The 22,060-nt window shown below is 70.8% G+C and carries 18 protein-coding genes and 1 pseudogene; 13 read left to right on the top strand and 6 right to left on the bottom strand.

Annotation, left to right across the window (positions count from 1 at the left end; translation table 11 throughout):
• Positions 1-32: 32 nt before the first annotated feature.
• On the top strand, positions 33-497 hold the full coding sequence (locus ACZ1HC_RS08805) for a transglycosylase SLT domain-containing protein (RefSeq protein ID WP_472699647.1): 465 nt from the start codon (positions 33-35) through the stop codon (positions 495-497).
• A gap of 30 nt (positions 498-527) precedes the next feature.
• On the opposite strand, the gene ACZ1HC_RS08800 is transcribed toward ACZ1HC_RS08805, so the two are convergent.
• Positions 528-1,730: a phosphoglycerate kinase gene (locus ACZ1HC_RS08800; protein WP_472699646.1), complete on the bottom strand. Its 1,203-nt coding sequence runs from the start codon at positions 1,728-1,730 to the stop codon at positions 528-530.
• Between the two features lie 161 nt (positions 1,731-1,891).
• On the opposite strand from ACZ1HC_RS08800, the gene ACZ1HC_RS08795 reads away from it, so the two are divergent.
• The 7 genes and pseudogenes from ACZ1HC_RS08795 (at position 1,892) to glmM (ending at position 9,718) form a co-directional block, all read left to right on the top strand.
• Entirely contained in the window at positions 1,892-2,398 is a 507-nt protein-coding gene (locus tag ACZ1HC_RS08795; RefSeq protein ID WP_472699645.1) for a peptidylprolyl isomerase, read from the top strand.
• On the top strand, positions 2,391-2,993 hold the full coding sequence (locus ACZ1HC_RS08790) for a peptidylprolyl isomerase (protein WP_472699644.1): 603 nt from the start codon (positions 2,391-2,393) through the stop codon (positions 2,991-2,993). Before ACZ1HC_RS08795 ends, ACZ1HC_RS08790 begins: the two co-directional genes overlap by 8 nt.
• 74 nt (positions 2,994-3,067) lie before the next feature.
• Positions 3,068-5,612: pseudogene (locus ACZ1HC_RS08785) on the top strand (putative PEP-binding protein).
• 297 nt (positions 5,613-5,909) lie between these two features.
• Positions 5,910-6,572 carry a cell wall hydrolase gene (locus ACZ1HC_RS08780; RefSeq protein ID WP_472699643.1) on the top strand — a complete coding sequence of 221 codons (663 nt, stop codon included), beginning with the start codon at positions 5,910-5,912 and terminating at the stop codon, positions 6,570-6,572.
• Between the two features lie 43 nt (positions 6,573-6,615).
• Positions 6,616-7,401, top strand: a complete 786-nt coding sequence (locus tag ACZ1HC_RS08775; RefSeq protein WP_472699642.1) for a dihydroneopterin aldolase — start codon at positions 6,616-6,618, stop codon at positions 7,399-7,401.
• On the top strand, positions 7,398-8,375 hold the full coding sequence (gene folP / locus ACZ1HC_RS08770) for a dihydropteroate synthase (RefSeq protein ID WP_472699641.1): 978 nt from the start codon (positions 7,398-7,400) through the stop codon (positions 8,373-8,375). Before ACZ1HC_RS08775 ends, folP begins: the two co-directional genes overlap by 4 nt.
• The gene (gene glmM, locus ACZ1HC_RS08765) at positions 8,372-9,718 is read left to right on the top strand and encodes a phosphoglucosamine mutase (RefSeq protein ID WP_472699640.1); all 1,347 of its coding nucleotides are present in this window, start codon (positions 8,372-8,374) and stop codon (positions 9,716-9,718) included. Before folP ends, glmM begins: the two co-directional genes overlap by 4 nt.
• A 61-nt stretch (positions 9,719-9,779) precedes the next feature.
• Here glmM and ACZ1HC_RS08760 read toward each other — a convergent pair whose 3' ends face one another.
• Positions 9,780-10,904 (bottom strand): FAD-dependent oxidoreductase, encoded by a 1,125-nt coding sequence (locus ACZ1HC_RS08760; RefSeq protein WP_472699639.1) that lies wholly within the window; start codon positions 10,902-10,904, stop codon positions 9,780-9,782.
• Positions 10,905-10,906: 2 nt separating this feature from the next.
• Positions 10,907-11,329, bottom strand: coding sequence for an RNA polymerase-binding protein DksA (gene dksA, locus ACZ1HC_RS08755; RefSeq protein WP_472699638.1), 423 nt, complete (start codon positions 11,327-11,329; stop codon positions 10,907-10,909).
• 160 nt (positions 11,330-11,489) lie between these two features.
• Between dksA and ACZ1HC_RS08750 the strand changes: the two genes are divergently transcribed.
• Positions 11,490-12,329 (top strand): AAA family ATPase, encoded by an 840-nt coding sequence (locus ACZ1HC_RS08750; RefSeq protein WP_472699637.1) that lies wholly within the window; start codon positions 11,490-11,492, stop codon positions 12,327-12,329.
• 4 nt (positions 12,330-12,333) lie between these two features.
• Here ACZ1HC_RS08750 and ACZ1HC_RS08745 read toward each other — a convergent pair whose 3' ends face one another.
• Complete coding sequence (locus ACZ1HC_RS08745; protein ID WP_472699636.1) at positions 12,334-13,002, bottom strand: hypothetical protein; 669 nt, start codon at positions 13,000-13,002, stop codon at positions 12,334-12,336.
• 161 nt (positions 13,003-13,163) lie between these two features.
• Here ACZ1HC_RS08745 and ACZ1HC_RS08740 point away from each other — a divergent pair, with 161 nt between their 5' ends.
• Positions 13,164-14,444 (top strand): O-acetylhomoserine aminocarboxypropyltransferase/cysteine synthase family protein, encoded by a 1,281-nt coding sequence (locus ACZ1HC_RS08740; protein WP_472699635.1) that lies wholly within the window; start codon positions 13,164-13,166, stop codon positions 14,442-14,444.
• A gap of 28 nt (positions 14,445-14,472) precedes the next feature.
• Here ACZ1HC_RS08740 and ACZ1HC_RS08735 read toward each other — a convergent pair whose 3' ends face one another.
• A complete protein-coding gene (locus tag ACZ1HC_RS08735) occupies positions 14,473-15,498 on the bottom strand; it encodes an SIMPL domain-containing protein (protein ID WP_472699634.1) in 1,026 nt (341 codons plus the stop codon).
• A 914-nt stretch (positions 15,499-16,412) separates the two neighbouring features.
• Here ACZ1HC_RS08735 and ACZ1HC_RS08730 point away from each other — a divergent pair.
• Positions 16,413-18,794, top strand: a complete 2,382-nt coding sequence (locus ACZ1HC_RS08730; protein ID WP_472699633.1) for a hypothetical protein — start codon at positions 16,413-16,415, stop codon at positions 18,792-18,794.
• Here ACZ1HC_RS08730 and ACZ1HC_RS08725 read toward each other — a convergent pair whose 3' ends face one another.
• Entirely contained in the window at positions 18,795-19,739 is a 945-nt protein-coding gene (locus ACZ1HC_RS08725) for a TraB/GumN family protein (RefSeq protein WP_472699632.1), read from the bottom strand.
• Positions 19,740-19,999: 260 nt separating this feature from the next.
• On the opposite strand from ACZ1HC_RS08725, the gene ACZ1HC_RS08720 reads away from it, so the two are divergent.
• Complete coding sequence (locus ACZ1HC_RS08720) at positions 20,000-20,287, top strand: co-chaperone GroES (protein WP_472699631.1); 288 nt, start codon at positions 20,000-20,002, stop codon at positions 20,285-20,287.
• A gap of 35 nt (positions 20,288-20,322) precedes the next feature.
• A complete protein-coding gene (gene groL / locus ACZ1HC_RS08715; protein WP_472698218.1) occupies positions 20,323-21,960 on the top strand; it encodes a chaperonin GroEL in 1,638 nt (545 codons plus the stop codon).
• Positions 21,961-22,060 lie beyond the last annotated feature (100 nt).

Raw genomic sequence — 22,060 nt, 5'->3', positions numbered from 1 at the left:
GTCTCACCCCCCGGGATATTTCCGCACAGAAGATGGGGCGGCGCGGGCTGGTCCTGGCGGTCCTGGCGCTTGCCGCCTGCGGCGGCGGGGGCGGGCCCGAGATGCCGGCCGGGCTGGGTCGCAACGGGCTTTACCCCAATGAGACGCCGCAGCTGCGCGCGCGCATCAATTATTGGTCGCGCCATTACGAGGTGCCGCCGGCGATCGTGCAGCGGATCATCCTGCGCGAATCGCAGCACCGGCCCCAGGCGCGGAACGGATCGCATTACGGGCTGATGCAGCTGAACCCGCAGACCGCGCGGAGCATGGGCCATCGCGGCCCGGCCGAGGCGCTGCTGGATGCCGACACCAACCTGCGCTATGGCGTCAGGTATCTGCGGGGGGCCTGGATGGTGGCGGAAGGCAATCCCGACAGGACGGTGATGTGGTATTCGCGCGGCTATTACCACGAAGCCAAGCGCAAGGGCCTGCTGAAGAGGACCGGCCTGCGGGGCTGAACGCCCGCGGCCGGTGTCCACGGGCCGCGGTCAGTCCCTCGAGGCCTTCAACGCCGCCACGCCGGGCAGTTCCTTGCCCTCCATCCATTCCAGGAAGGCCCCGCCCGCCGTCGAGATGAAGGTGAAGTCCTGCGCGACGCCGGCCTTGTTCAGCGCAGCGACGGTGTCGCCGCCGCCCGCGACCGAGATGAGGCTGCCGTTGCGCGTCTGCCCCGCCGCCGCCTGCGCCAGGGCATTGGTCGCGCGGTCGAAGGGCTCGATCTCGAAGGCGCCCAGGGGGCCGTTCCAGATCAGCGTCCGGCAGCGGCCCATCGCCTCGCGCAGGGCATCCACCGTGGCCGGGCCCGCGTCCAGGATCATGGCGTCGACCGGGCACTGGTCGACCGGCAGCACCTGCGACTCCGCGCCTGCCCGGAATTCCCGCGCCACCACGACATCCAAGGGCAGATGGATCACGCAGCCGCCCTGGTCGGCCTTTTCGAGGATCTGGCGCGCGGTGTCGGCCATGTCGCGTTCGGCCAGCGACTTGCCGACCTCGACCCCCTGGGCCACCAGGAAGGTGTTGGCCATGCCGCCGCCGATCACCAGGTGATCGACCTTGTCCACCAGGTTCATCAGCAGGTCCAGCTTGGTCGAGACCTTGGCCCCGCCCACCACCGCCATCACCGGCCGCTGCGGATTGCCCAGCGCCGCGTCGAGCGCCTTCAGCTCGGCCTCCATCAGGCGCCCCGCCCCCGACGGCAGCAACCGCGCCAGACCCTCGGTCGAGCCATGCGCCCGATGCGCCGCCGAAAAGGCGTCGTTGACATAGACCTTGCCCAGCGCCGCGATCGAGGCGGCGAAGGTCGGGTCGTTGGCCTCCTCGCCCTCGTGGAAGCGGGTGTTTTCCAGCAGCGCCACGTCGCCGGGCTTCAGGGCGGCCACCACCCGCTTGGCCGGGCCGCCGATGCAGTCGTCGGCGAAGACAACCGGCTGGCCCAAGGCAGCCTCCAGCGCAGGGACGATCTGCTTCAGGCTCATGGCATCGACGCGCTTGCCCTTGGGCCGGTCGAAATGCGCCAGAAGGACCGGGATGCCGCCCCTGGCCTGGATGTCCTTGACGGTGGGCACGATCTTCTCGATCCTCGTGGCGTCGGTCACGCGGCCGTCTTCCACCGGCACGTTCACGTCCACGCGGGTCAGCACGACCTTGCCGTCCATGTCCAGATCGTCGATCGTCTTGAAGTCGGCCATTTCCTTGTCCTTCCGGGCAGCTGGGCTTGCTGGCTTGTCCCGCATGGGGGCATCCGCGTCAACTCTCGCGCAAGGGTGATGGTTGCGTGAGGGTCTTTGCGCGTTGCCCTTGGACCGGCAAAGCCCTAGACCAAGGGCGAACCTGGCAAAGGAGGGCCCGCATGGCCGAGATCACCGATCCCGAGAACACCATCATCATCGAGTTGAAGGATGGCCCGGTCGTCATCGAGCTTTTGTCCGATGTCGCCCCCAAGCATGTCGAGCGGATGAAGGAACTGGCCCGCGCCGGAAAATACGACAACGTGGCCTTCCACCGCGTGATCGACGGCTTCATGGCCCAGACCGGCGACGTGGAGCACGCGAACATGGAAAACAACTACAACCCCGGCCGCGCGGGCACCGGCGGATCGGATCTGCCCGACCTTCCGGCCGAATTTTCCAGGCTGCCCCATGATCGCGGCACCCTGGGCGCGGCGCGGTCGCAGAACCCCGACAGCGCCAACAGCCAGTTCTTCATCAACTTCAAGGACAACCATTTCCTGAACGGCCAGTACACCGTCTATGGCCGCGTGATCTCGGGGATGGAGCATGTGGACAAGATCGCGCGGGGCGAGCCGCCCGCCAATCCCGACCGCATGATTTCCGTCAAGGTGGCCGCCGATGCATAAGTTCCTGATCCCCGCCTTCGTCCTGGCGGCCGCTGCCGCCCATGCGCAGGCGCCCGCCCAGGCCCCCGCCCACGAGGACGGGCCGGGTCCGAACATGGTGATCGAGGTCGCGGCCGCCGACGGCACGCCCAAGGGCACCATCACGCTGGACCTGCTGGCCGACAAGGCGCCCAACCACGTCGCGCGCCTGGTCGAGCTGGCGAGGTCGGGGGCCTATGACGGCGTCGTCTTCCACCGCGTGATCGACGGCTTCATGGCCCAGACCGGCGACGTGGAACACGGCAAGCACGACGGCGACAGCACCGGCATGGCCGGCATGGGCGGATCCGACCTGCCCGACCTGGAAGCCGAGTTCAACGACGTCTCGTTCCAGGCCGGCACCGTCGGCATGGCCCGCGCCCAGGATCCCAACAGCGCCAACAGCCAGTTCTTCATCGACCTGGCCCCGGCGACCTTCCTGGACGGGGAATACACCGTGGTGGGCCAGTTGATCGACGGCTGGGACGTCCTGAACCAGATCAAGAAGGGCGACGCGAACGCCAATGGCGCGGTCGAGGAACCCGACTACATGGCGCGGGTCACCATCGTCGAATAAGCCGGGATCGAGGGGGCCGCCCCCTCTTTTCGCACTTGCAGCATCGGCATCGCCGGGCCTATGGTCTGCGCGAGATGGAACCGCGCAGCCTGCCCGACGTCACGGAGATCACCCCCTCGGCCGGGGTCGAACGCGCGCATCACGGCTGGCGCGCCAAGTGCTTGCAGCGGCTGATCCGGATGCGCCTGCCGGTGCCGCGCAGCTTCGCCATTTCCTCGGATGCCGTGCAGTCCATCGCCGCCGGGCGGCGGGTGGATCTGGGGGCGCTGGCCGACCTGTTCAGCGAGGGCGACGGGCTGGTGAGCGTGCGCCCCTCGGCGCTGATGCCGGAATGGGGCGGGCCGGGGACGGTGCTGAACGTCGGCATCAACGACCAGACCCACGACCGCCTGGCCCACCGCATCGGCAGGACCAATGCCGCCACCCTGTATCTTCGCTTCGTCCAGAGCTATGCGATCCACATCGCCCGCCTTGATCCGGACATGTTCGCGCAGGACGGCGACAGCGCCCTGGCCGAGGCGCTGCGCACCTATCGGGACGAAACCGACGAGGACTTCCCGCAGGATCCGGCCATCCAGCTGTCCGAGGTGCTGCGCTCGATGGCGCGCGCCTGGGAAGGGCCGACGGCGCGGCTGCTGCGCCAGGCCAAGGGCGCGCCCGCAAATGCGCCCCTGGGGCTGGTCGTGCAGCAGATGGCGCTTGGTCAGGGGCCGGGTCTGTGCGGAACGGGCAGCATCCAGTTCGTCGATGCCGTGACCGGTGCGCCGCGCGTCATCGGCCGCTTCCGGCGCCAGCATCACGGCGGCGCCGACGGCGCCGGCGCGCAGACGCAGTTCCTGAACCGCGACGACCGCGGCCCCTCGCTCGAGGAGGCGGCGCCCGAGGTCTATGCGGACCTGATCCGCTTCGGCGTCGCCGCCCGAGAGCGTCTGCGCGAGGAGATGCAGATCGAGTTCGTGGTGATGGACGGCCAGATCTCGATCATCGACGCGACGCGGGTGCAGCGGACGTCGCGCGCGGGGGTCCGCATCGCGGTGGCCCTGGCCCGCGACGGCATCATCCCCGAGATCCGAGGCGGTGATGCGCGTCGAGCCCCGGGCGCTTGCGGACCTGCTGCACCAGCAGGTCGATCCGCAGGCCCCGCGCGAGGTGATCGCCCGCGGCATCAACGCCAGCCCCGGCGCGGCCACTGGCCGGATCGTCTTTACCTCGGCCGCAGCCCAGGCTGCCGCCGCCCGGGGCGAGGCCTGCATCCTGGTCCGCCGCGAGACGGTCCCCGAGGATGTGCGCGGGATGCACGCCTCGGTGGGGGTGCTGACGGAACGGGGCGGCACCACCAGCCACGCGGCGGTGATCGCGCGCGGCATGGGCCTGCCCTGCATCGTCGGCGCCTCGGGGATCAGCATCGACGCCCGGCAACGGCTGCTGCGCGCCGGCGCCGTCACCCTGCGCGAGGGCGACGAGATCACCATCGACGGCTCCAGCGGCGAGGTTCTGGCAGGCTGCGTGCCGCTTCTGGAGCCGGCGCTTGACGACAATTTCACGCAGCTTCTGGATTGGGCGGACGCGGCGGGCGGCATCGGTGTGCGGGCCAATGCCGACACCCCCGAGGATGCGCGCGTCGCCCGGCGCTTCAAGGCGCAGGGCATCGGCCTGTGCCGGACCGAACACATGTTCTTCGACGCCGAGCGTCTGCCCGCCATGCGAGAGATGATCTTCGCCGACAAGCCCGAAGGCCGCCGCCTGGCCCTGGACCGGATCCTGCCCATGCAGCGGCAGGACTTCATCGCCCTGTTCGAGATCATGGCCGGCCTGCCCGTCACCATCCGCCTGTTCGACCCGCCCCTGCACGAATTCCTGCCCCAGGACCGGGAAGGGCTGCGCGAGCTGGCCGATTCGCTGGATCTGCCCCTGTCCGACGTCACCCGCCGGGTCGAGGCCCTGTCCGAGTTCAACCCGATGCTGGGGATGCGCGGCGTCCGCCTGGGGATCACCATCCCCGAGATCTACGACATGCAGGCCCGCGCCATCTTCGAGGCCACGGTCGAGGCCAGCCGCAAGGGCGAACCCGTGGTCCCCGAGATCATGATCCCGCTGGTCAGCGCCATGCGCGAGGTGGAACTGGTCAAGAACCGCATCGACGCCGCCGCGGCCTCGGTGCGCAACGACCGGCGCACGGACTTCGACTATCGTCTGGGGGTGATGGTCGAGACCCCGCGCGCCTGTCTGCGGGCAGGCGACATCGCCGCGCATTCGGCCTTCCTGTCCTTCGGCACCAACGACCTGACGCAGATGACCTATGGGCTGTCGCGCGACGACGCCGGGCGCTTCATGGCCACCTATGTGGGTCAGGGGGTCTATTCCGAAGATCCCTTCCACTGCCTGGACCAGGACGGCGTCGGGGAACTGCTGCTGACCGGCGCGCAGCGGGCGCGGCGCCAGCAGCCGGGGATCACCATCTCGGTCTGCGGCGAACATGGCGGCAATCCCGAATCGATCGCCTTCTGCCACGACGCGGGCTTCGACTACGTGTCCTGTTCCCCCTTCCGGGTGCCGGTGGCCCGGCTGGCGGCGGCGCAGTCGGCCCTGCGCGCGCGGCTGCGCCACGACGACGGCTGAACGCCGCGCCGCGCCTCGCGAATCACAAGGGCAGCGTCCTAAGCACCTGAATCTCGGTCCGAATCGGACCTATTCGCACCCTATCGTGCTGAATCCTGCCGGTTCGGCTTTCCGGGGTCGGCAGGAAGCTGCCGGAAAGTGCCGATTTTCCCCCTTCCGCAGGACTTGCAGAGATGGGGTGTAGCCCGGCCGATCCGTAAAACCGTAATCATTCCTCTGTCGCCGCCGGGCCCCTTGCCGGGGTCCAGGAAGGCGGCGTTAACACCCTGTCCATCCGGCAAGGTTATAGGAATGCTTATGAAAACGCTGCTACGGCGGATGGCGCGGCTTTGCCTGTGCGCCTCTGCGCTGACCCTTACGGCCACGGTCGCCTCGGCGGGAAACGGATCGCTGTTCTCCTCTGACGGGGGGCTCTTCTCGGGCGCCGGGGCGGGCGCCGCGATGGGCGAAACGGCCCGTCCGACGCCGCTTCTGTACACGGATGTGGAACCCGTGCAGGCCGAAAGCCGGGTGGCCGAGGACATTCCTTCGGCCAAGGTGTTTCTGGCCAGCAGCCGGGGCCGCTATGACGAACGCGACCTGAACTGCCTGGCCGAGGCCATCTATCACGAGGCCCGCGGCGAAAGCACGCGCGGTCAGGCCGCCGTGGCCGAGGTGATCCTGAACCGGGTGGACAGCCGCAAGTTCCCGTCCTCGGTCTGCGGGGTGGTCAACCAGCCCAGCCAGTTCAGCTATACCATCGGCGGCAGGAAACCGATCGGCAACAAGGCCGCCTACCTGCGCGCCCGCGACATCGCCCGCAACGCCCTGGCCGGGGCGCCCCGCGTGCTGACCGGCGGCGCCACCTATTTCCACACCCCCGCCGTCCGCCCCGCCTGGTCGCAGCGCTTCCAGCAGACCGTGCGGATCGGCCAGCACATCTTCTATCGCCCGGGCGGGCAGCGGGTCGCCTCGAACTGACGGCAGGCTTGCCTGCCGCGCCGATTTCCTGTGAATGGCGGGCATGAGCCAGCCCGACCGCATCCACCTTCGCGACCACGTCGTGACCGCCGAGATCGGCGCCTTCCAGTCCGAACGGGGCCGCACCCAGCGCCTGCGCTTCGCGCTGAGCGTGGATCTGCGCGATCCGGTGGACGGGGCCCAGGATCACGTGGACCGGATCCTGTCCTATGACGTGCTGGTCCAGGCGATCGACGCGGCCCTGGCCGATCAGCGCTACAACCTGGTCGAAACCCTGGCTGAACGGATCGCCGCCGAGGTTCTGGCAGACCCCCGCGCCGCCCGGATCGAGGTGACGGTCGAGAAGCTGGACCGCGGTCCCGGCGCGCTGGGCATCACGCTCAGCCGGGAAGCGGGGCGGATGGCGGTGACGCCGGCGCATCTGCCGGTGCGCGTGGTGGTGGGCCAGCCGGCCCCCCTGCCCGCCGGGGCGGTGGTGGTCGTGCCCGCGGCGCCGGTCCGGCCCCTGCCCCGGGGCGGCGACAGCCGCCGGCTGGCGCTGCTGGGCCTGGACCAGTTCGCCTGGATCCTGGCCGCCACCCTGGGGATCGAGGTCGCCGAGACGCGGACCGAGCTTGAGGCCGCGATTCGCGCCGGGCGCGCCGTCGTCTGGGCCCCGGCCCGTCTTGCCGTCGAGGCCCCGGATGTCCCGCCCGACGGCGCCTCGCTGGCCTTCTGGCTGGCCCCGCGTCTGTCCGCCACGCGCGTCGATTTCGCGGGGACCGCACCGCCACCCGCCCCGCCCCTGGGTTTCCCGATCCCGCTGGGCCGCATCGGGGGCCAGCCGTGACGCTTTACTACCGGCCCTTGCCGATCCCGCATGGCCGGCACGTCCTGGCTGGCGGCTGGACGCGCTTTTCGCAGGTCGAGATCCTGGAACGCGGCCGGCAGCCCCGGATCAGCGACGACATCCCCGACGACGTGCTGGACCGCCTGACCGCGCCGCGGGCCGATCTGGCGGGGCTGTCGCTGAACCGGCCCCGTGTTATGGGGGTCGTCAACGCCACGCCCGACAGCTTCTCGGACGGCGGCAGCTATGACCCGGCCCGCCACGGCCGGCGGCTGGTCGGGGAAGGGGCGGATATTCTCGACATCGGCGGCGAATCGACCCGCCCCGGCGCGGCCGAGGTGCCCGTCGCCATCGAGATCGACCGCATCCTGCCGCCGGTCCGCGCGCTGGCCGATCTGGCGCCGGTTTCGGTGGACACCCGCAAGGCTGCGGTGGCGCGGGCCGCGCTGGGGGCCGGGGCCGCGATCATCAACGACGTGTCGGGCTTCGACTTCGATCCGGCCATGCCGGCGCTGCTGGCCGGGGCCGGGGTTCCGGTCTGCCTGATGCACGCGCAGGGCCTGCCCGCGACGATGCAGGACGATCCGCGCTATGACGACGTGCTGCTGGACGTGCATGACGCGCTTGACGCCCGCATCCGGCGGGCCGAGGCCGCGGGCATCAGGCGCGACCGGATCATCGTCGATCCCGGCATCGGCTTCGGCAAGACCCAGGCGCACAATCTTGCCATCCTGCGGCGGATTTCGCTGTATCATGGGCTGGGCTGCCCGATCCTGCTGGGCGTCTCGCGCAAGCGCTTCATCGGCGCCCTGGGCGGGGCCGAGGATCCGGCCGACCGGATGCCCGGCACGCTGGCGGTGACGCTGGCGGCGGTGGCGCAGGGGGTGCAGGTTCACCGGGTCCACGACGTGGCCGGGGTGGTTCAGGGACTGCGGCTGTGGCAGGCCGTCAACAACGAAAAGGCAGAACGATGAGCAGAGGCTTGTTCGGGACAGACGGCGTGCGCGGACGCGCCAACACCCACCCCATGACCGCCGAGATGGCCTTGCGCCTGGGGGCGGCGGCAGGGCGGTACTTCCGCCGCGACAGCAAGGACAGCGTGCATCGCGTGGTGATCGGCAAGGACACGCGGCTGTCGGGCTACATGCTGGAAAACGCCCTGACGGCGGGGCTGACCAGCACCGGCATGAACGTGCTGCTGCTGGGGCCGGTGCCGACGCCGGCCGTGGGCTTTCTGACCCGGTCGATGCGGGCGGACGTGGGCATCATGATCTCGGCCAGCCACAACCCGGCCGAGGACAACGGCATCAAGTTCTTCGGCCCCGACGGCTTCAAGCTGTCCGACGAGGCCGAGGCCGAGATCGAGCGCATCGTCGCCGGCGAGATCGCCCCTGCCCAGCCCGGCAACATCGGCCGCGCCAAGCAGATCGAGGACGGCCGCGGACGCTATGTCGAATACGCCAAGACCACCTTCCCGGCCGGCCGCCGGCTGGACGGCCTGCGGGTGGTGGTGGACTGCGCCAACGGCGCCGCTTATCGCGCCGCCCCCGACGTGCTGTGGGAACTGGGCGCCGAGGTGATCCCCATCGGGGTCGATCCCGACGGGCGCAACATCAACCTGGGCGTCGGTTCGACCCATCCCAACACCTGCGCGGCGGCGGTGCTGACCCACGGCGCTAATCTGGGCATCAGCCTGGACGGCGACGCCGACCGCGTCCTCATCATCGACGAGAAGGGCCAGGTGGCCGACGGCGACCAGATCATGGCGCTGATGGCCGCCCGCTGGGCCGATCAGGGCCGGCTGGCGGGCGGCGCCCTGGTCGCCACGGTCATGTCGAACCTGGGGCTGGAACATTTCCTGCAGGGGCGCGGGCTGCGCCTGGAACGCACCAAGGTCGGCGACCGCTACGTGGTCGAACGGATGCGCGACGGCGGCTTCAACCTGGGGGGCGAGCAGTCGGGCCACATCGTGATGACCGACTATGCCACGACCGGCGACGGACTGATCGCGGCGATGCAGTTCCTGGCCGCCATGGCCGAGACCGGCCAGAGCGCAAGCACGCTGGCCGCGCAGTTCGACCCGGTGCCGCAGATGCTGAAGAACGTCCGCTACGCCGCCGGGGCAGACCCGCTGTCCGTGGCCGAAGTGCGCGCCGTCATCGCCGATGCCGAGGCGCGGCTGGCGGGCAAGGGTCGCGTGCTGATCCGCAAGTCGGGAACCGAACCGCTGATCCGCGTCATGGCCGAGGCCGAGAACGAGACCGTCCTGCGCGAGGTGGTCGAGGGGATCGTCGCGGCGGTGGAAAAGGCGGCCTGAGACGAAAGGCCGGGGGTTTCACACCCCCGGACCCCCGTGGGATATTTCCGCACAGAAGATTTCAGGCGGTTTCTGCAACAGGATCGAAGTCGTAGATCCAGTCGAACCGCGACAGGATCGCGCCGGGCGCGACCTTGCCGCCCAGGCGCAGCGCCGCATGGGCGGCCAGCCGCGTCAGCCCCGTCAGGTGATAGTTGCGGGCATTGGCGTTGGCCGCCTCGACCACCCGCGCGGCGCGCGGCTTGCGCAGCGCCTCGTAGCGGTCCAAGGCGGCGGCCTGGTCCGGCTGGGCGTCGAGGCACGCGGCCAGCGTCCAGGCGTCCTCGATCGCGAGGCAGGCCCCCTGCGCCATGAAGGGCAGCGTCGGATGCGCCGCATCACCCAGGATGGCCAGGCGGCCGTCCTGCCAGCGGGCCGCGACCTCGTGTCGGAACAGGCCCCAGACGTGAACCTGTTCCACCTGCGCCAGCCAGCCCGGCACGGGGCCGCCGAAACGGGCGAAGGCCGCGCGCAGATGGGCGGGATCGTCGGGATGGGACCAGCCCTCGTCCTGCCAGTCGCGGGTTTCCAGCACGGCGACGATGTTGCGCAGCCCGCCCGCCAGGGGATAGCTGACCAGATGCCGGCCCGGGCCCATGAAGATCTGCGCCTCGGCCGTGGCGGTCCGGTCGGCGATGACGGCGCGCCAGGCGGTCTGGCCGGTGAAGAAGGGCACCTCGCGCCCGTTGAGGACGGCGCGGATGCGGCTGTGCAGCCCGTCCGCGCCGATCACCAGCGGCGCGTCGGGCGGGGCCTCCACCTGGCGGCCCAGGTCGATCCGCACCCCTGCCCCGCGCGCCGCCTGTTCCAGGACCTCGATCAGGCGGGCGCGATGGATCAGCCGGAACCGGGACTGCGGGCGGTCGGCCAGATCCAGCCGCACCACATCCCGGCCCGATGCATCGCGCAGCCGCACCGCCCGGCTGGGCAGCGACATCGCGTCGATGGCCGGCAGCAGGTCAAGCGCATCCAGCACCCGCAGGGCATTGGGGGAAAGCTGCAGGCCCGCGCCGACCTCGGCGATGGCCGGGGCGCGTTCCAGCACGGTGACCGCGGCGCCGCGGCGGCGCAGGGCGATGGCGGCCGTCAGGCCCGCGACGCCGCCGCCGACGACCGTGACGGGCCGCGCGTGCAGGGCGCCGGGCATCGTCAGTCGTCGCGGTGGACCCGCTCTCGCCGCTCATGGCGTTCCTGGGCTTCCAGGGTCATGGTGGCGATGGGGCGGGCATCCAGGCGCTTCAGGCTGATCGGCTCGCCGGTCATCTCGCAATAGCCGTATTCGCCGGTCTCGATCCGGCGCAGGGCGGCGTCGATCTTGCTGACCAGCTTGCGCTGGCGGTCGCGGGTGCGCAGTTCCAGGGCCCGGTCGGTTTCCTCGCTGGCGCGGTCGGCCAGGTCGGGGACGGAACGGGCGCTGTCCTGCAGACCCTCCAGCGTCTCGGCCGACTGTTCCAGCAGTTCCTGCTTCCAGGCCTCCAGCTTGCGCCGGAAATATTCCAGTTGCCGTTCGTTCATGAACGGCTCGTCCTCGGCGGGACGATAGTCCTGAGGCAGGAAGGTCTGGGCTTTCATATTCCTCTCCGGCGGCGCCGGGCTGGATCGCGAAACCGGCACCTTGCGCGCCCCCTTAAAGTATGACGTCCTGCTTGTCACTAGGCGAAACGAAAACCGGCAATGACAATCGCCGTTACCTGGCTTGCGGCCCAAGTAATTCACTTGAAAGGAGAGTTTCATGCAGTTCACCGGCACCGGCCGTTACGTCGCCCCGCCCGAACTGGCGATTGCCGTCAATGCCGCCGTGACGCTGGAACGGCCGCTTCTGGTCAAGGGCGAACCGGGCACCGGCAAGACCGAACTGGCCCGCCAGGTGGCCGAGAGCCTGGGCCTGCCGATCATCGAATGGCATGTGAAATCAACGACCAAGGCCCAGCAGGGATTGTACGAATACGACGCCGTCTCGCGGCTGCGCGACAGCCAGCTGGGCGATGCGCGGGTCCATGACGTGGCGAATTACATCCGCCAGGGCAAGCTGTGGCAGGCCTTCACCGCGCCCGGGAAGGTGGTCCTGCTGATCGACGAGATCGACAAGGCCGACATCGAGTTTCCCAACGACCTGCTGCAGGAGCTCGACCGGATGGAGTTTCACGTTTACGAGACGGGCGAGACGATCCGCGCCGCGCACCGGCCGGTGGTCATCATCACCTCGAACAACGAGAAGGAACTGCCCGACGCCTTCCTGCGCCGCTGCTTCTTCCATTACATCCGCTTTCCCGATGCCGACACGCTGCGCGCCATCGTCGACGTGCATTACCCCGGCCTGAAGCGCGGGCTGCTGGACCAGGCGCTGACGCAGTTCTTCGAGCTGCGCGAGACGCCGGGGCTGAAGAAGAAGCCCTCGACCAGCGAGTTGCTGGACTGGCTGAAGCTGATCCTGGCCGAGGATCTGGCGCCCGAGGATCTGAAGCGCGATCCCCACACGATGCTGCCGAAGCTGCACGGGGCGCTGCTGAAGAACGAACAGGACGTGGCCCTGTTCGAGAAGCTGGCCTTCATGGCCCGCCGCCAGCGCTAGGCGTTCAGGCGCCGGCGGCGGGATCGTCGGCCTGCCGGCCCGGGCCGATGCCCAGGCCCATGCCGCCACCGCCGCCCATGCCCCCGCCGCCGCCTCCGCCGCCGCCGCCGCGGGACTGCCTCTCCTCTCCGCCGCGGCCCTTGGATGCGGGGGCGGGGCGGGTCGGGCCCTGGGGCGGGATGGCGAGGCCGACCGGGACGGGCTCAAGGTCCAGGGCGGTGCGGATGAAGTCGCGCAGGGACCGCACCAGCTCGTCGGTGTGCACCGGCCGCCCCGCGACCAGGTCGCGCGCCGCGCGTTCGGCCAGGCGCACATGGGTTTCGGTGCCCAGAAGCAGGATGTCGGACAGGGCCGCCTCCACCGCGTCGCGGATGCGGCGGCGGCGGTCCGATCCTTCCGCGGGATCGGCCGGATCCTCGGCCAGCCGCTGGCGCAGGTCGCGCCTGTGGGTGGGATCGACGCTCAGATCCCCGGTGAAAGAGCCGCCCAGCACCTTGTATGCGGCGACCAGCACCCGCAGCCTTTCGTTGATCTGCCGGTTCATCCGTTCGCGCCGCTGCTGGACGGTGAACATCACCAGGACGCGGATGCCGATGCCGATCAGCGCAACCAGCGCGATCCCGATGACCGTCGAGAGGATGCTGTTCCAGCTGCCGAAGTCGATCATGCGCATGGGCGGTCCCTGCCGGTGGTGGGTCTTGCCGGTGACGGTTCTTGCCGGTGAGGGGCCATGATCGGCGCGGGGCCGCGCCGCGACAAGCCGATAATTGCCGATTGAAACCGGGGCAGCGTCGTGACCTCCTTTCCGCGACGCCACGCCAAGGAGAGAGAGACATGACCCAGGGCTTTGACACGACCGCGATCCATGCGGGGACCGAAGCGGACCCCGCGACGGGGGCGCGGCAGGTGCCGATCTACCAGACCACCTCCTATGTGTTCCGCGACGCCGACCACGCCGCGCGCCTGTTCGGCCTGCAAGAGGTGGGCTACATCTATTCCCGCCTGACCAACCCGACGGTCGGCGCCCTGCAGAACCGGGTGGCGGCGCTGGAAGGGGGCGCGGGGGCGGTCTGCTGTTCCTCGGGCCATGCCGCGCAGATCATGGCGCTGTTCCCGCTGATGGGGCCGGGGTTGAACATCGTCGCCTCGACCCGGCTCTACGGCGGCACGGTGACGCAGTTCAGCCAGACCATCAAACGCTTCGGCTGGTCGGCCCGCTTCGTCGATTTCGACGACCTCGACGGTGTGGCCGCCGCCATCGACGCAGACACGCGGGCGGTGTTCTGCGAATCGATCAGCAATCCGGGCGGCTATGTCACCGACATCCCCGCCGTGGCCGAGATCACCCGCGCCGCCGGCATCCCGCTGATCGTGGACAACACGCTGGCCACGCCCTATCTGTGCCGCCCGATCGAGATGGGCGCGACGCTGGTCGTCCACAGCCTGACCAAGTACATGACCGGCAACGGCACGGTCACGGGCGGCGCCATCGTGGACAGCGGGACCTTCGACTGGTCGGCCTCGGGCAAGTTCCCCGGCCTGTCCGACCCCGAACCCGCCTATCACGGGCTGAGGTTCCACGAGACCTTCGGCAACCTGGCCTTCACCTTCCATTCCATTGCCATCGGGTTGCGCGACCTGGGCATGACCATGAACCCCCAGGGCGCGCATTACACCCTGATGGGGATCGAGACCCTGGGACTGCGCATGGCCCGGCATGTGGACAATGCCCAGAAGGTCGCGGAATGGCTGGAAAGCGATCCGCGGGTGACCGCGGTAAGCTATGCGGGGCTGGCTTCGTCGCCCTGGAACGCGACGGCAAGGCGGCTTTACCCCAAGGGGGCGGGCGCGCTGTTCACCTTCTCGGTCAAGGGGGGCTACGATGCGGCGGTCAAGGTCGTCGGCGCGCTGAAGCTGTTCAGCCATGTGGCCAATCTGGGCGATGCGCGGTCGCTGGTGATCCATTCGGCCTCGACCACGCACCGGCAACTGACCGAGGAACAGCAGCGCGCCGCGGGCGCCGCCCCCGACCTGCTGCGCCTGTCCATCGGCATCGAGGATCCGACCGACCTGATCGCCGATCTCGACCAGGCGCTGTCGGCCGCGGTCGGGTAAGGAAGGGGCAGAGGCCCCCTTTCCGCCGTCAGTTCGCGGGGGTCTGCCCTGCGGCCGGGGCATCCGGCGGGGTTTCGCCCATCGGCACCAGGGGCTCTCCGGGGCCGGGCGCGCCGGTGTCGGTGCCCAGGGGCGGCGGCAGATCGCCCGCGGGGGGCCTGGCCGGATCGGCAGCCGGCGCCGGTTCGGCCGCCGGATCGGGCGCGGGATCGGTTGCCGGATCGGTCGCGGGACCGGTTGCGCGATTGGGTTGGGGGGCCGGTGCGGGATCGAGGCCCGGGACCGGCGGATGCCCCTCGGGCAGGGCGCCGGCGCCGCCGTGACGGCCTTCGTCACCGTGACGGCCCTGGCCCATGCCCCCGTCCATGCCGCCCATGCCCTCCATGCCGCCCATGCCCTGGTGGCCGCCGCCCATGCCATGGTGGGGGTGGTGGCCGCTGCCCCTGCCGTGATGGCCGCCGCCCATGCCGCCCATCGTCCCGCAATCCTCGCCCCTCAGCGCGAACTGCATCTCGACGGTCGCGGACAGGGCCACCTCGCCGGGGGCGACCGGCACCTTGGCCGCGTCAGAGGCCGCGCGCGCCTCCATCATCAGCGGCCGCGGCCCCTCGACGCCGGGGGCGTCGCGCAGCACCAGCACCGGGCCCAGCGTCAGGCCCGCAGCCTCGGCCAGAACCTCGGCCTTGTGGCGCGCGTCCTCGACGGCGGCGCGGCGCGCCTCGTCCTCGGCGGAGGCGCTGTCGTCGCGGGTGAAGCTGATGCCGCTGATCTCGTTGGCGCCGGCGCCGACGATCGCATCCAGGACCTCGCCCAGCCGGGCCACCTCCCTCACCCGCACCGCCACCATGTTGGTGGCCTGATAGCCGGTCACGGCAGGGGCGCGCCCCTCGCCATAGTCCACCATCGGGTTCAGGTTCAGCCCCGAGGTCTGGATCTCGGCCTGGCCGATCCCCGCGCCGGTCAGCGCCTCGATCACCGCCGCCTGCTGCGCGGCGTTCTGGCGCATCGCCTCGGCCGCGCTTGGCGCCTGGGTTGTGACGCCAAGCTGGATCATCGCCAGATCCGGCGCGACGCGGGATCTCGCCCTGGCCGGTGACGGTCAGCCGCGACATGGGCGGGGGGCACATCGCGCCGCCGCCCCCGCCCGGCGCGGCCATCGCCGGGGCGCCAAGCGCAAGCGCCGTCGAGGCCGCAAGCGCGGCCCGCCTCAGCCGTCGTGGAAGCCTGGTCATGTCGGTGTCCTTTCTGCGGGAATCGCTTTTGCGCCTGCCAGCATCCGACGCGGCGAAGGTCACGGCAATTGCATTCTGTGGGCTGCGGTTTGGCTTTCCCCAAGACGTGAAATCCGCTAGATCTGGGCCAATGAAACAAATCGCGGCCCTAGAAAACACGCGATCGTCATCGAGCAGTGATCCACCATGAACAGACACATCGCCCCGCCCGATTTCGCCATGAGCTTCACGCCCGAGGCGGTGCTGCTTGAACGCCGCGACGGCTTCGGCTGGCGGCCCTTGGGACAGGCGCCCTTCGCGGGCCGGGAAATGACGGAGAGGCTGGCCGCGCTGCGCGATCAGGCGGGTGTGCAGCCGGGCGACCTGGACACGGTGCTGGTCATTCCCGACGACCAGATCCTGTACACCACGCTGACCGTTCCGATGGGATCGGACACGCCCGCCGCCGTGGCCCGCGCGCTCGAGTCGATGACGCCCTATGCGGCATCCGAACTGGCCTATGACTGGTGCCCGTCGGCCAACGGCGACATCGAGACGCTGCGCGTGGCCGCCGTCGCCCGCCGCACCCTGGAGGAGGCCGAGGATTTCGCCCGCGCCCAGGGCTTCCGCCCGGCGGGCTTCGTGGCCCGGCCCGGCGACGACCGCTTCGACGGCCAGCCCGACTTCGGCCCCAGCCGCCTGGCGGCCCAGGGCTCTGCCCGCCCCCTTCAGCCGGCCCGACCTGGCGCAGGCGCGCGTGACCGACCCGGTCCTGGCCGATCCGGTGCCGGACGACACGGCGGGGGCGGCCCCGGCCGCCGCGCCCTCTCCGGTCAGCCGTATCGTGCCCCATGTCGCGGCGGCCGCCGGTGCCCAGCCCGTCGCCTCGGCTTCCCTGGACGCCCCGGCGCTTGACACCGGCGCGGAAGCCGGCTCCGGCGTGATCCGCCACGGCGAGGTCAGGGCCCCCGCCGCCGCGCCCGGCGGCCTGTCGCCGCGCGCGCAGGCCGTCCACGACCGCGCCCGGACCGCCCGCGCCCTGCGCGCCGCCCCGCCGCAGCATGAAGGGGAGGGGGAATCCGCTCTGGCCTGGCTGCGGCGTCTGGATCCCGGCCGCCTGCCGGTGATGATGGGCGTGCTGGTCCTGGCGCTTGTGGCGGTGCTGTTCTTCTTCGGCACGCCGTCGGGCGACGCCACCGACCCGGCACAAGCCGCCGCGACGGACCCGGCGCCCCAGGCCGCCGTCGCGCCGGAACCGGAACCCGAGACCGCACCAGCCGCGACCGTGCCGCAAGAGACCGCCTTGGCCGCCCTGGCATCCCCCCTGCCCGCGTCCCCTGCCCCCGCAACTGCAACCGGCCCGGATCCGGCCGCGCCGCCGCCCGTGCCGGCGGCACCGGTCGATCTGGAGCCCGCGCCGGCCGAGACTGCCGCCGCAACGCCCGCCGCCCGGCTCCTGCCAGCGCCGCAGCAGCCCGTGGCGGCGCCCCTTGGCCAGGGGAACGATGCCCTGACCCAGGCGCTGGCCGAGGCCATGACCGCCCCTGCAGCGACGGTTTCGCAGACGCCGGTCAGCGCGGCGACGCTGGCCGTCTCGCTGGCAGAGGACGCGGCGCAACCACCTGCCCCAGCCCCCGCACCGGCACAGCCTTCTGCGACGCCCTCGGCGGCCACCGCTGCCGATCCGGCGGCCCCCCTGCCCGCCGAGACGGCCCCCACCGCGACCGCCCCGGCCGCAACGGCGCCCGCCCAGCCGCGCCTGGCCAGTTCGGCGCGTCCGCCGCGCGTGGCCCCGGTGCGCGCCGTCCCGCCGCCGCAGACCGATGCCCGCCCCGATGTCCCGGCCGATCCCCAGCCCTTCGCCGGGCCCGCCCGGTCTGCAGTCCCACCGGCGGCGGCGCGTCCACAGCCGCCCCGGGTCACGGCCGCGCGCCCGCCGGAACGGCCCGCCAGGGTCGCCCCGGCCAGCAGCCCCGCCCCGGCCCCGGCCCGCGCGGTGCCCGCGGCCACCCCATCGGACCGTCCGCCCGCACGCCCCGACCAGCAGAGCAGCCTCGAGGAAGGCAGCCGGGCCGAGGATGGCCAGCCCACCCGGCTGACCCGGGCCGAGCGGGAAGCACTCACCGATCTTCTGCGCGACCTGCGCACCGCGCAGGCGGGCGCCAGCGGCCTTGGCGCGGCGGAACGCGCGGCCCTGATCCAGCTGGCCGAGGCCCGCCCCACCCGCAAGCCGCTGGCGGTGGGCGGCCCGTCGCAGCGCGCCGTGCAGGATGCGCTTGCCGCCGCGGTGGCCGAAGCGCCCGGCAGCCGGCCCTCGTCGGCGGGTCTGGGCCGATCGGCGCGGCCGGCCGCGCGGCCCGGCGGGGCAAGAACCGTCGCCCGCGGCGATCCCGGGCCGGGCAGCGCCAGCCTTTCGGGCGCGGCCATCAACCAAGCCGTCGCCGAAGCCGTTTCGGAAAGCTCTCCTCCCGCAGGCGCCGTCGCTTTGACGGCGCTTCGTTCATCTGCCCTTCCGCCACGCCGCGCAGCCGGAGCCGTGGGCGGTGCGGCCGCCGCCGCCGGCGCGGCAGGCACCGCCACGCTGGCCATAGCCGCGCTGGCGCCCTCGCCCGGGGATCTGCGCGCCGCGGCCCAGGCCCAGGCCGAGGAAGCGGCCCTGGCCGAACAGCGCCGCATGGACGCGGAACTGCAGGCCCAGGCCGAGGCCCGCGCCCGGTCCCGCGCCGCGGCCGACGCCCAGGCCGAAGCCCAGGCCCGCGCCCAGGCCGAAGCCCGCGCCCGCGCCCAGGCCGAGGCCGAGGCCCGCGCCGCCGCCGCCCGCCAGCAGCGCTATGCTCCGCCCGAGGCCGAGGAAGAACCCGAGGTCGCGGCGAACATTCCCGACGGCCGCACGCCCACGACCGCGGGCAACGCGGCCACTGTGAAGGACGGCATCCAGATCAACCGCACGCAGATCATCGGCACCTTCGGCGCCGGCAAGGCCAGCCGCGCCCTGGTGCGCCTGTCCAACGGCCGCGTGCTGACCCTGCGGCTGGGCGACCGGATCAACGGCGGCACGATCACCGACATCGGCGACAGCCGCATCACCTTCGTGAAGGGCGGCCAGCAGCAGGCGCTGTCGGTGCTGGGCGGACGCTAGCTAGCCGTCCAGCCTCTCGATGGTCCAGCCGTCCCGCTCCAGCAGGCTCAGGACGCCCTTCTCTCCGGGCAGGTGCAGGGCGCCGAAGGCCGCGACGATGGCCTTGCCCCGCGCCGCGGCATCCCTGGCCCCTGCGGTCAGGGGGGCGATCCACGCCCTGTTGCGCCGCTCCATCAGATGTTCCTGCGCCAGATCCATCTGGGCATCGACCTGCGCCCGGCTCAGCCCGGAGTTGCGATAGGCGTCAAGACGGCCGAATTCCCAGATCGCCCAGACGTCCCCGGCGAAATAGGCCTCGGTCAGGGTCACGGCATAGTCGTCGGCATAGGCGGCTGCGGGCAGGCTGGCGCGGATCATCTCGATCTCCTGCTCGGGGGTGAGGTGGCCGAACAGGGTGAAGACGGTGTCCCAGGGCTCGAGCGCGCGCACCGGAACCCCCTGCGCCTCGGCCCGCCCGATGATCCGATGGTCCAGTCCCTGCGCGCTTTCCTTCCCCGCCTGCTTCATCATGCAGGGGCTGATGCCCAGCATCATCGCCACGTACCACGGGCGCAGCTTCGCGGTCATGACCGCAGGCACCCCGCGATCCGCCATCGCCGCCGACAGCGCCTGCCAGTCGGCATCGTCCAGCCGCTCGGGCAGGGTCGGTCCGGTGGGAACCACCATCAGCCCCGGGTCCGAGGAGAGCGCGCGCGTCAGGCGGCGCTCCTCCTCGGGGCCCGCCTCCACGAAGACGGCGTCGGCCTGCGCGATCAGCGGCTCCAGCCGCGCCAGCATCGGATCGTGGCGCGGATCGCCAAAGTGATAGGTGCCGACCAGCGTCATCGCCTGGTCGCCCTTGGTCGCCCGCCACAGGATGCCTTGGTGGTAGGGAACCCCCTCGACCGCAGCCTCGATCTCGGCCCGCTGCGCCGGGGTCATGGTGTCGAACAGATTCCTTCCCACGCAATCCGCATGGGCCGGCGCAAGCGCTGCCCATAGCATCGCGGCACCCGCCAGAATTGCCCGCATCGAACCTCCGATCGACTGGTTACGGCAGGCAGGCTGGCACAGCGGGGGCCAACTGGCCAGCGGCAGGCGGACACATTTCGGCGACATCGCGGCGTTGACAGCCCCGGCGCTTTGGCCTATCTGACCGCCATTGGCACTCACCAGCATCGAGTGCCAACAGCGACACTGCAACCTGAGACACGGAGTGTTCACCAATGGCATTCAAACCGCTGCATGACCGCGTTCTGGTCCGCCGCGTCCAGTCGGACGAAAAGACCAAGGGCGGGCTGATCATCCCCGACAGCGCCAAGGAAAAACCCGCCGAGGGCGAGATCATCGCGGTCGGCGAGGGCGCGCGCAAGGATTCGGGCGAACTGATCGCGCCTTCGGTCCAGGCGGGCGACCGCGTCCTGTTCGGCAAGTGGTCGGGCACCGAGGTCACGATCGACGGCGAGGAGCTGCTGATCATGAAGGAAAGCGACATCCTGGGCGTCATCGCCTGATCCGCGTCCTTCCATAACAAATTCAGGAGAGTCAAATGGCTGCGAAAGAAGTGAAGTTCAACACGGATGCGCGCGACCGGATGCTTCGGGGCGTGAACATTCTTGCGGATGCGGTGAAGGTGACGCTGGGGCCGAAGGGCCGCAACGTGGTGATCGACAAGTCCTTCGGGGCGCCGCGGATCACCAAGGACGGGGTTTCGGTCGCCAAGGAGATCGAGCTGGCCGACAAGTTCGAGAACATGGGCGCGCAGATGGTGCGCGAAGTGGCCTCGCGCACCAATGACGAGGCCGGCGACGGCACCACCACCGCCACGGTTCTGGCCCAGGCGATCGTCAAGGAAGGCATGAAGGCGGTGGCCGCCGGCATGAACCCGATGGATCTGAAGCGCGGCATCGACCTGGCGACCTCGAAGGTGGTCGAGGCGATCAAGGCCGCCGCCCGCCCGGTCAGCGACAGCGACGAGGTGGCGCAGGTGGGCACCATCTCGGCCAACGGCGAGGCCCAGATCGGCCGCTTCATCGCCGACGCGATGCAGAAGGTCGGCAACGAGGGTGTCATCACCGTCGAGGAAAACAAGGGCATGGAGACCGAGGTCGAGGTGGTCGAGGGGATGCAGTTCGACCGCGGCTATCTGTCGCCCTATTTCGTGACCAACCCCGACAAGATGGTGGCCGAGCTCGAGGACGCCTACATCCTGCTGCACGAGAAGAAGCTGTCGTCGCTGCAGCCGATGGTGCCGCTGCTGGAGGCGGTGATCCAGTCGGGCAAGCCGCTGGTGATCGTGGCCGAGGACGTCGAGGGCGAGGCCCTGGCCACGCTGGTCGTCAACAAGCTGCGCGGCGGGCTGAAGATCGCCGCCGTCAAGGCCCCGGGCTTCGGGGATCGGCGCAAGGCCATGCTGCAGGACATCGCCATCCTGACCGGCGGCCAGGTCATCAGCGAGGACCTGGGCATGAAGCTGGAGAATGTCGGCATCGACATGCTGGGCCGCGCCAAGAAGGTGTCGATCAACAAGGACAACACCACCATCGTCGACGGCGCCGGCGACAAGGCCGAGATCGAGGCCCGCGTCAGCCAGATCCGCCAGCAGATCGAGGAGACCACCTCGGACTACGACCGCGAGAAGCTGCAGGAGCGGGTGGCCAAGCTGGCCGGCGGCGTGGCCGTCATCCGCGTCGGCGGCATGACCGAGGTCGAGGTCAAGGAGCGCAAGGACCGCGTGGACGACGCGCTGAACGCCACCCGCGCGGCCGTGCAGGAAGGCGTGGTCGTGGGCGGCGGCGTGGCCCTGGTGCAGGGCGGCAAGGTGCTGGACGGGCTGACGGCGGCCAACAGCGACCAGGAAGCCGGCATCGCCATCGTGCGCCGCGCCCTGGAAGCGCCGATGCGCCAGATCGCCGAGAACGCCGGCGTGGACGGCGCGGTGGTCGCGGGCAAGGTGCGCGAATCCAGCGACAAGGCCTTCGGCTTCAACGCCCAGACCGAGGAATACGGCGACATGTTCAAGTTCGGCGTGATCGACCCGGCCAAGGTGGTGCGCACCGCGCTCGAGGACGCGGCTTCGGTCGCGGGCCTCTTGATCACCACCGAGGCGATGATCGCCGAGAAGCCCGAGCCCAAGGCCGCCGCCGGCGGCATGCCCGACATGGGCGGCATGGGCGGCATGATGTAAGCCGCCCCCACACCACACACTCCCGAAGGGCGCCCCCGAAAGGCGCCCTTTTCCTTGCCCGCTAACCATCCCTTCAGACCTGCGCGGTAAGGAGAAGGGG

Source organism: Paracoccus sp. BR5-17, from assembly GCF_055693925.1.
The sequence above is the reverse complement of the archived record's forward strand: the minus strand, read 5'-3'. Positions and strand labels throughout refer to the sequence as shown.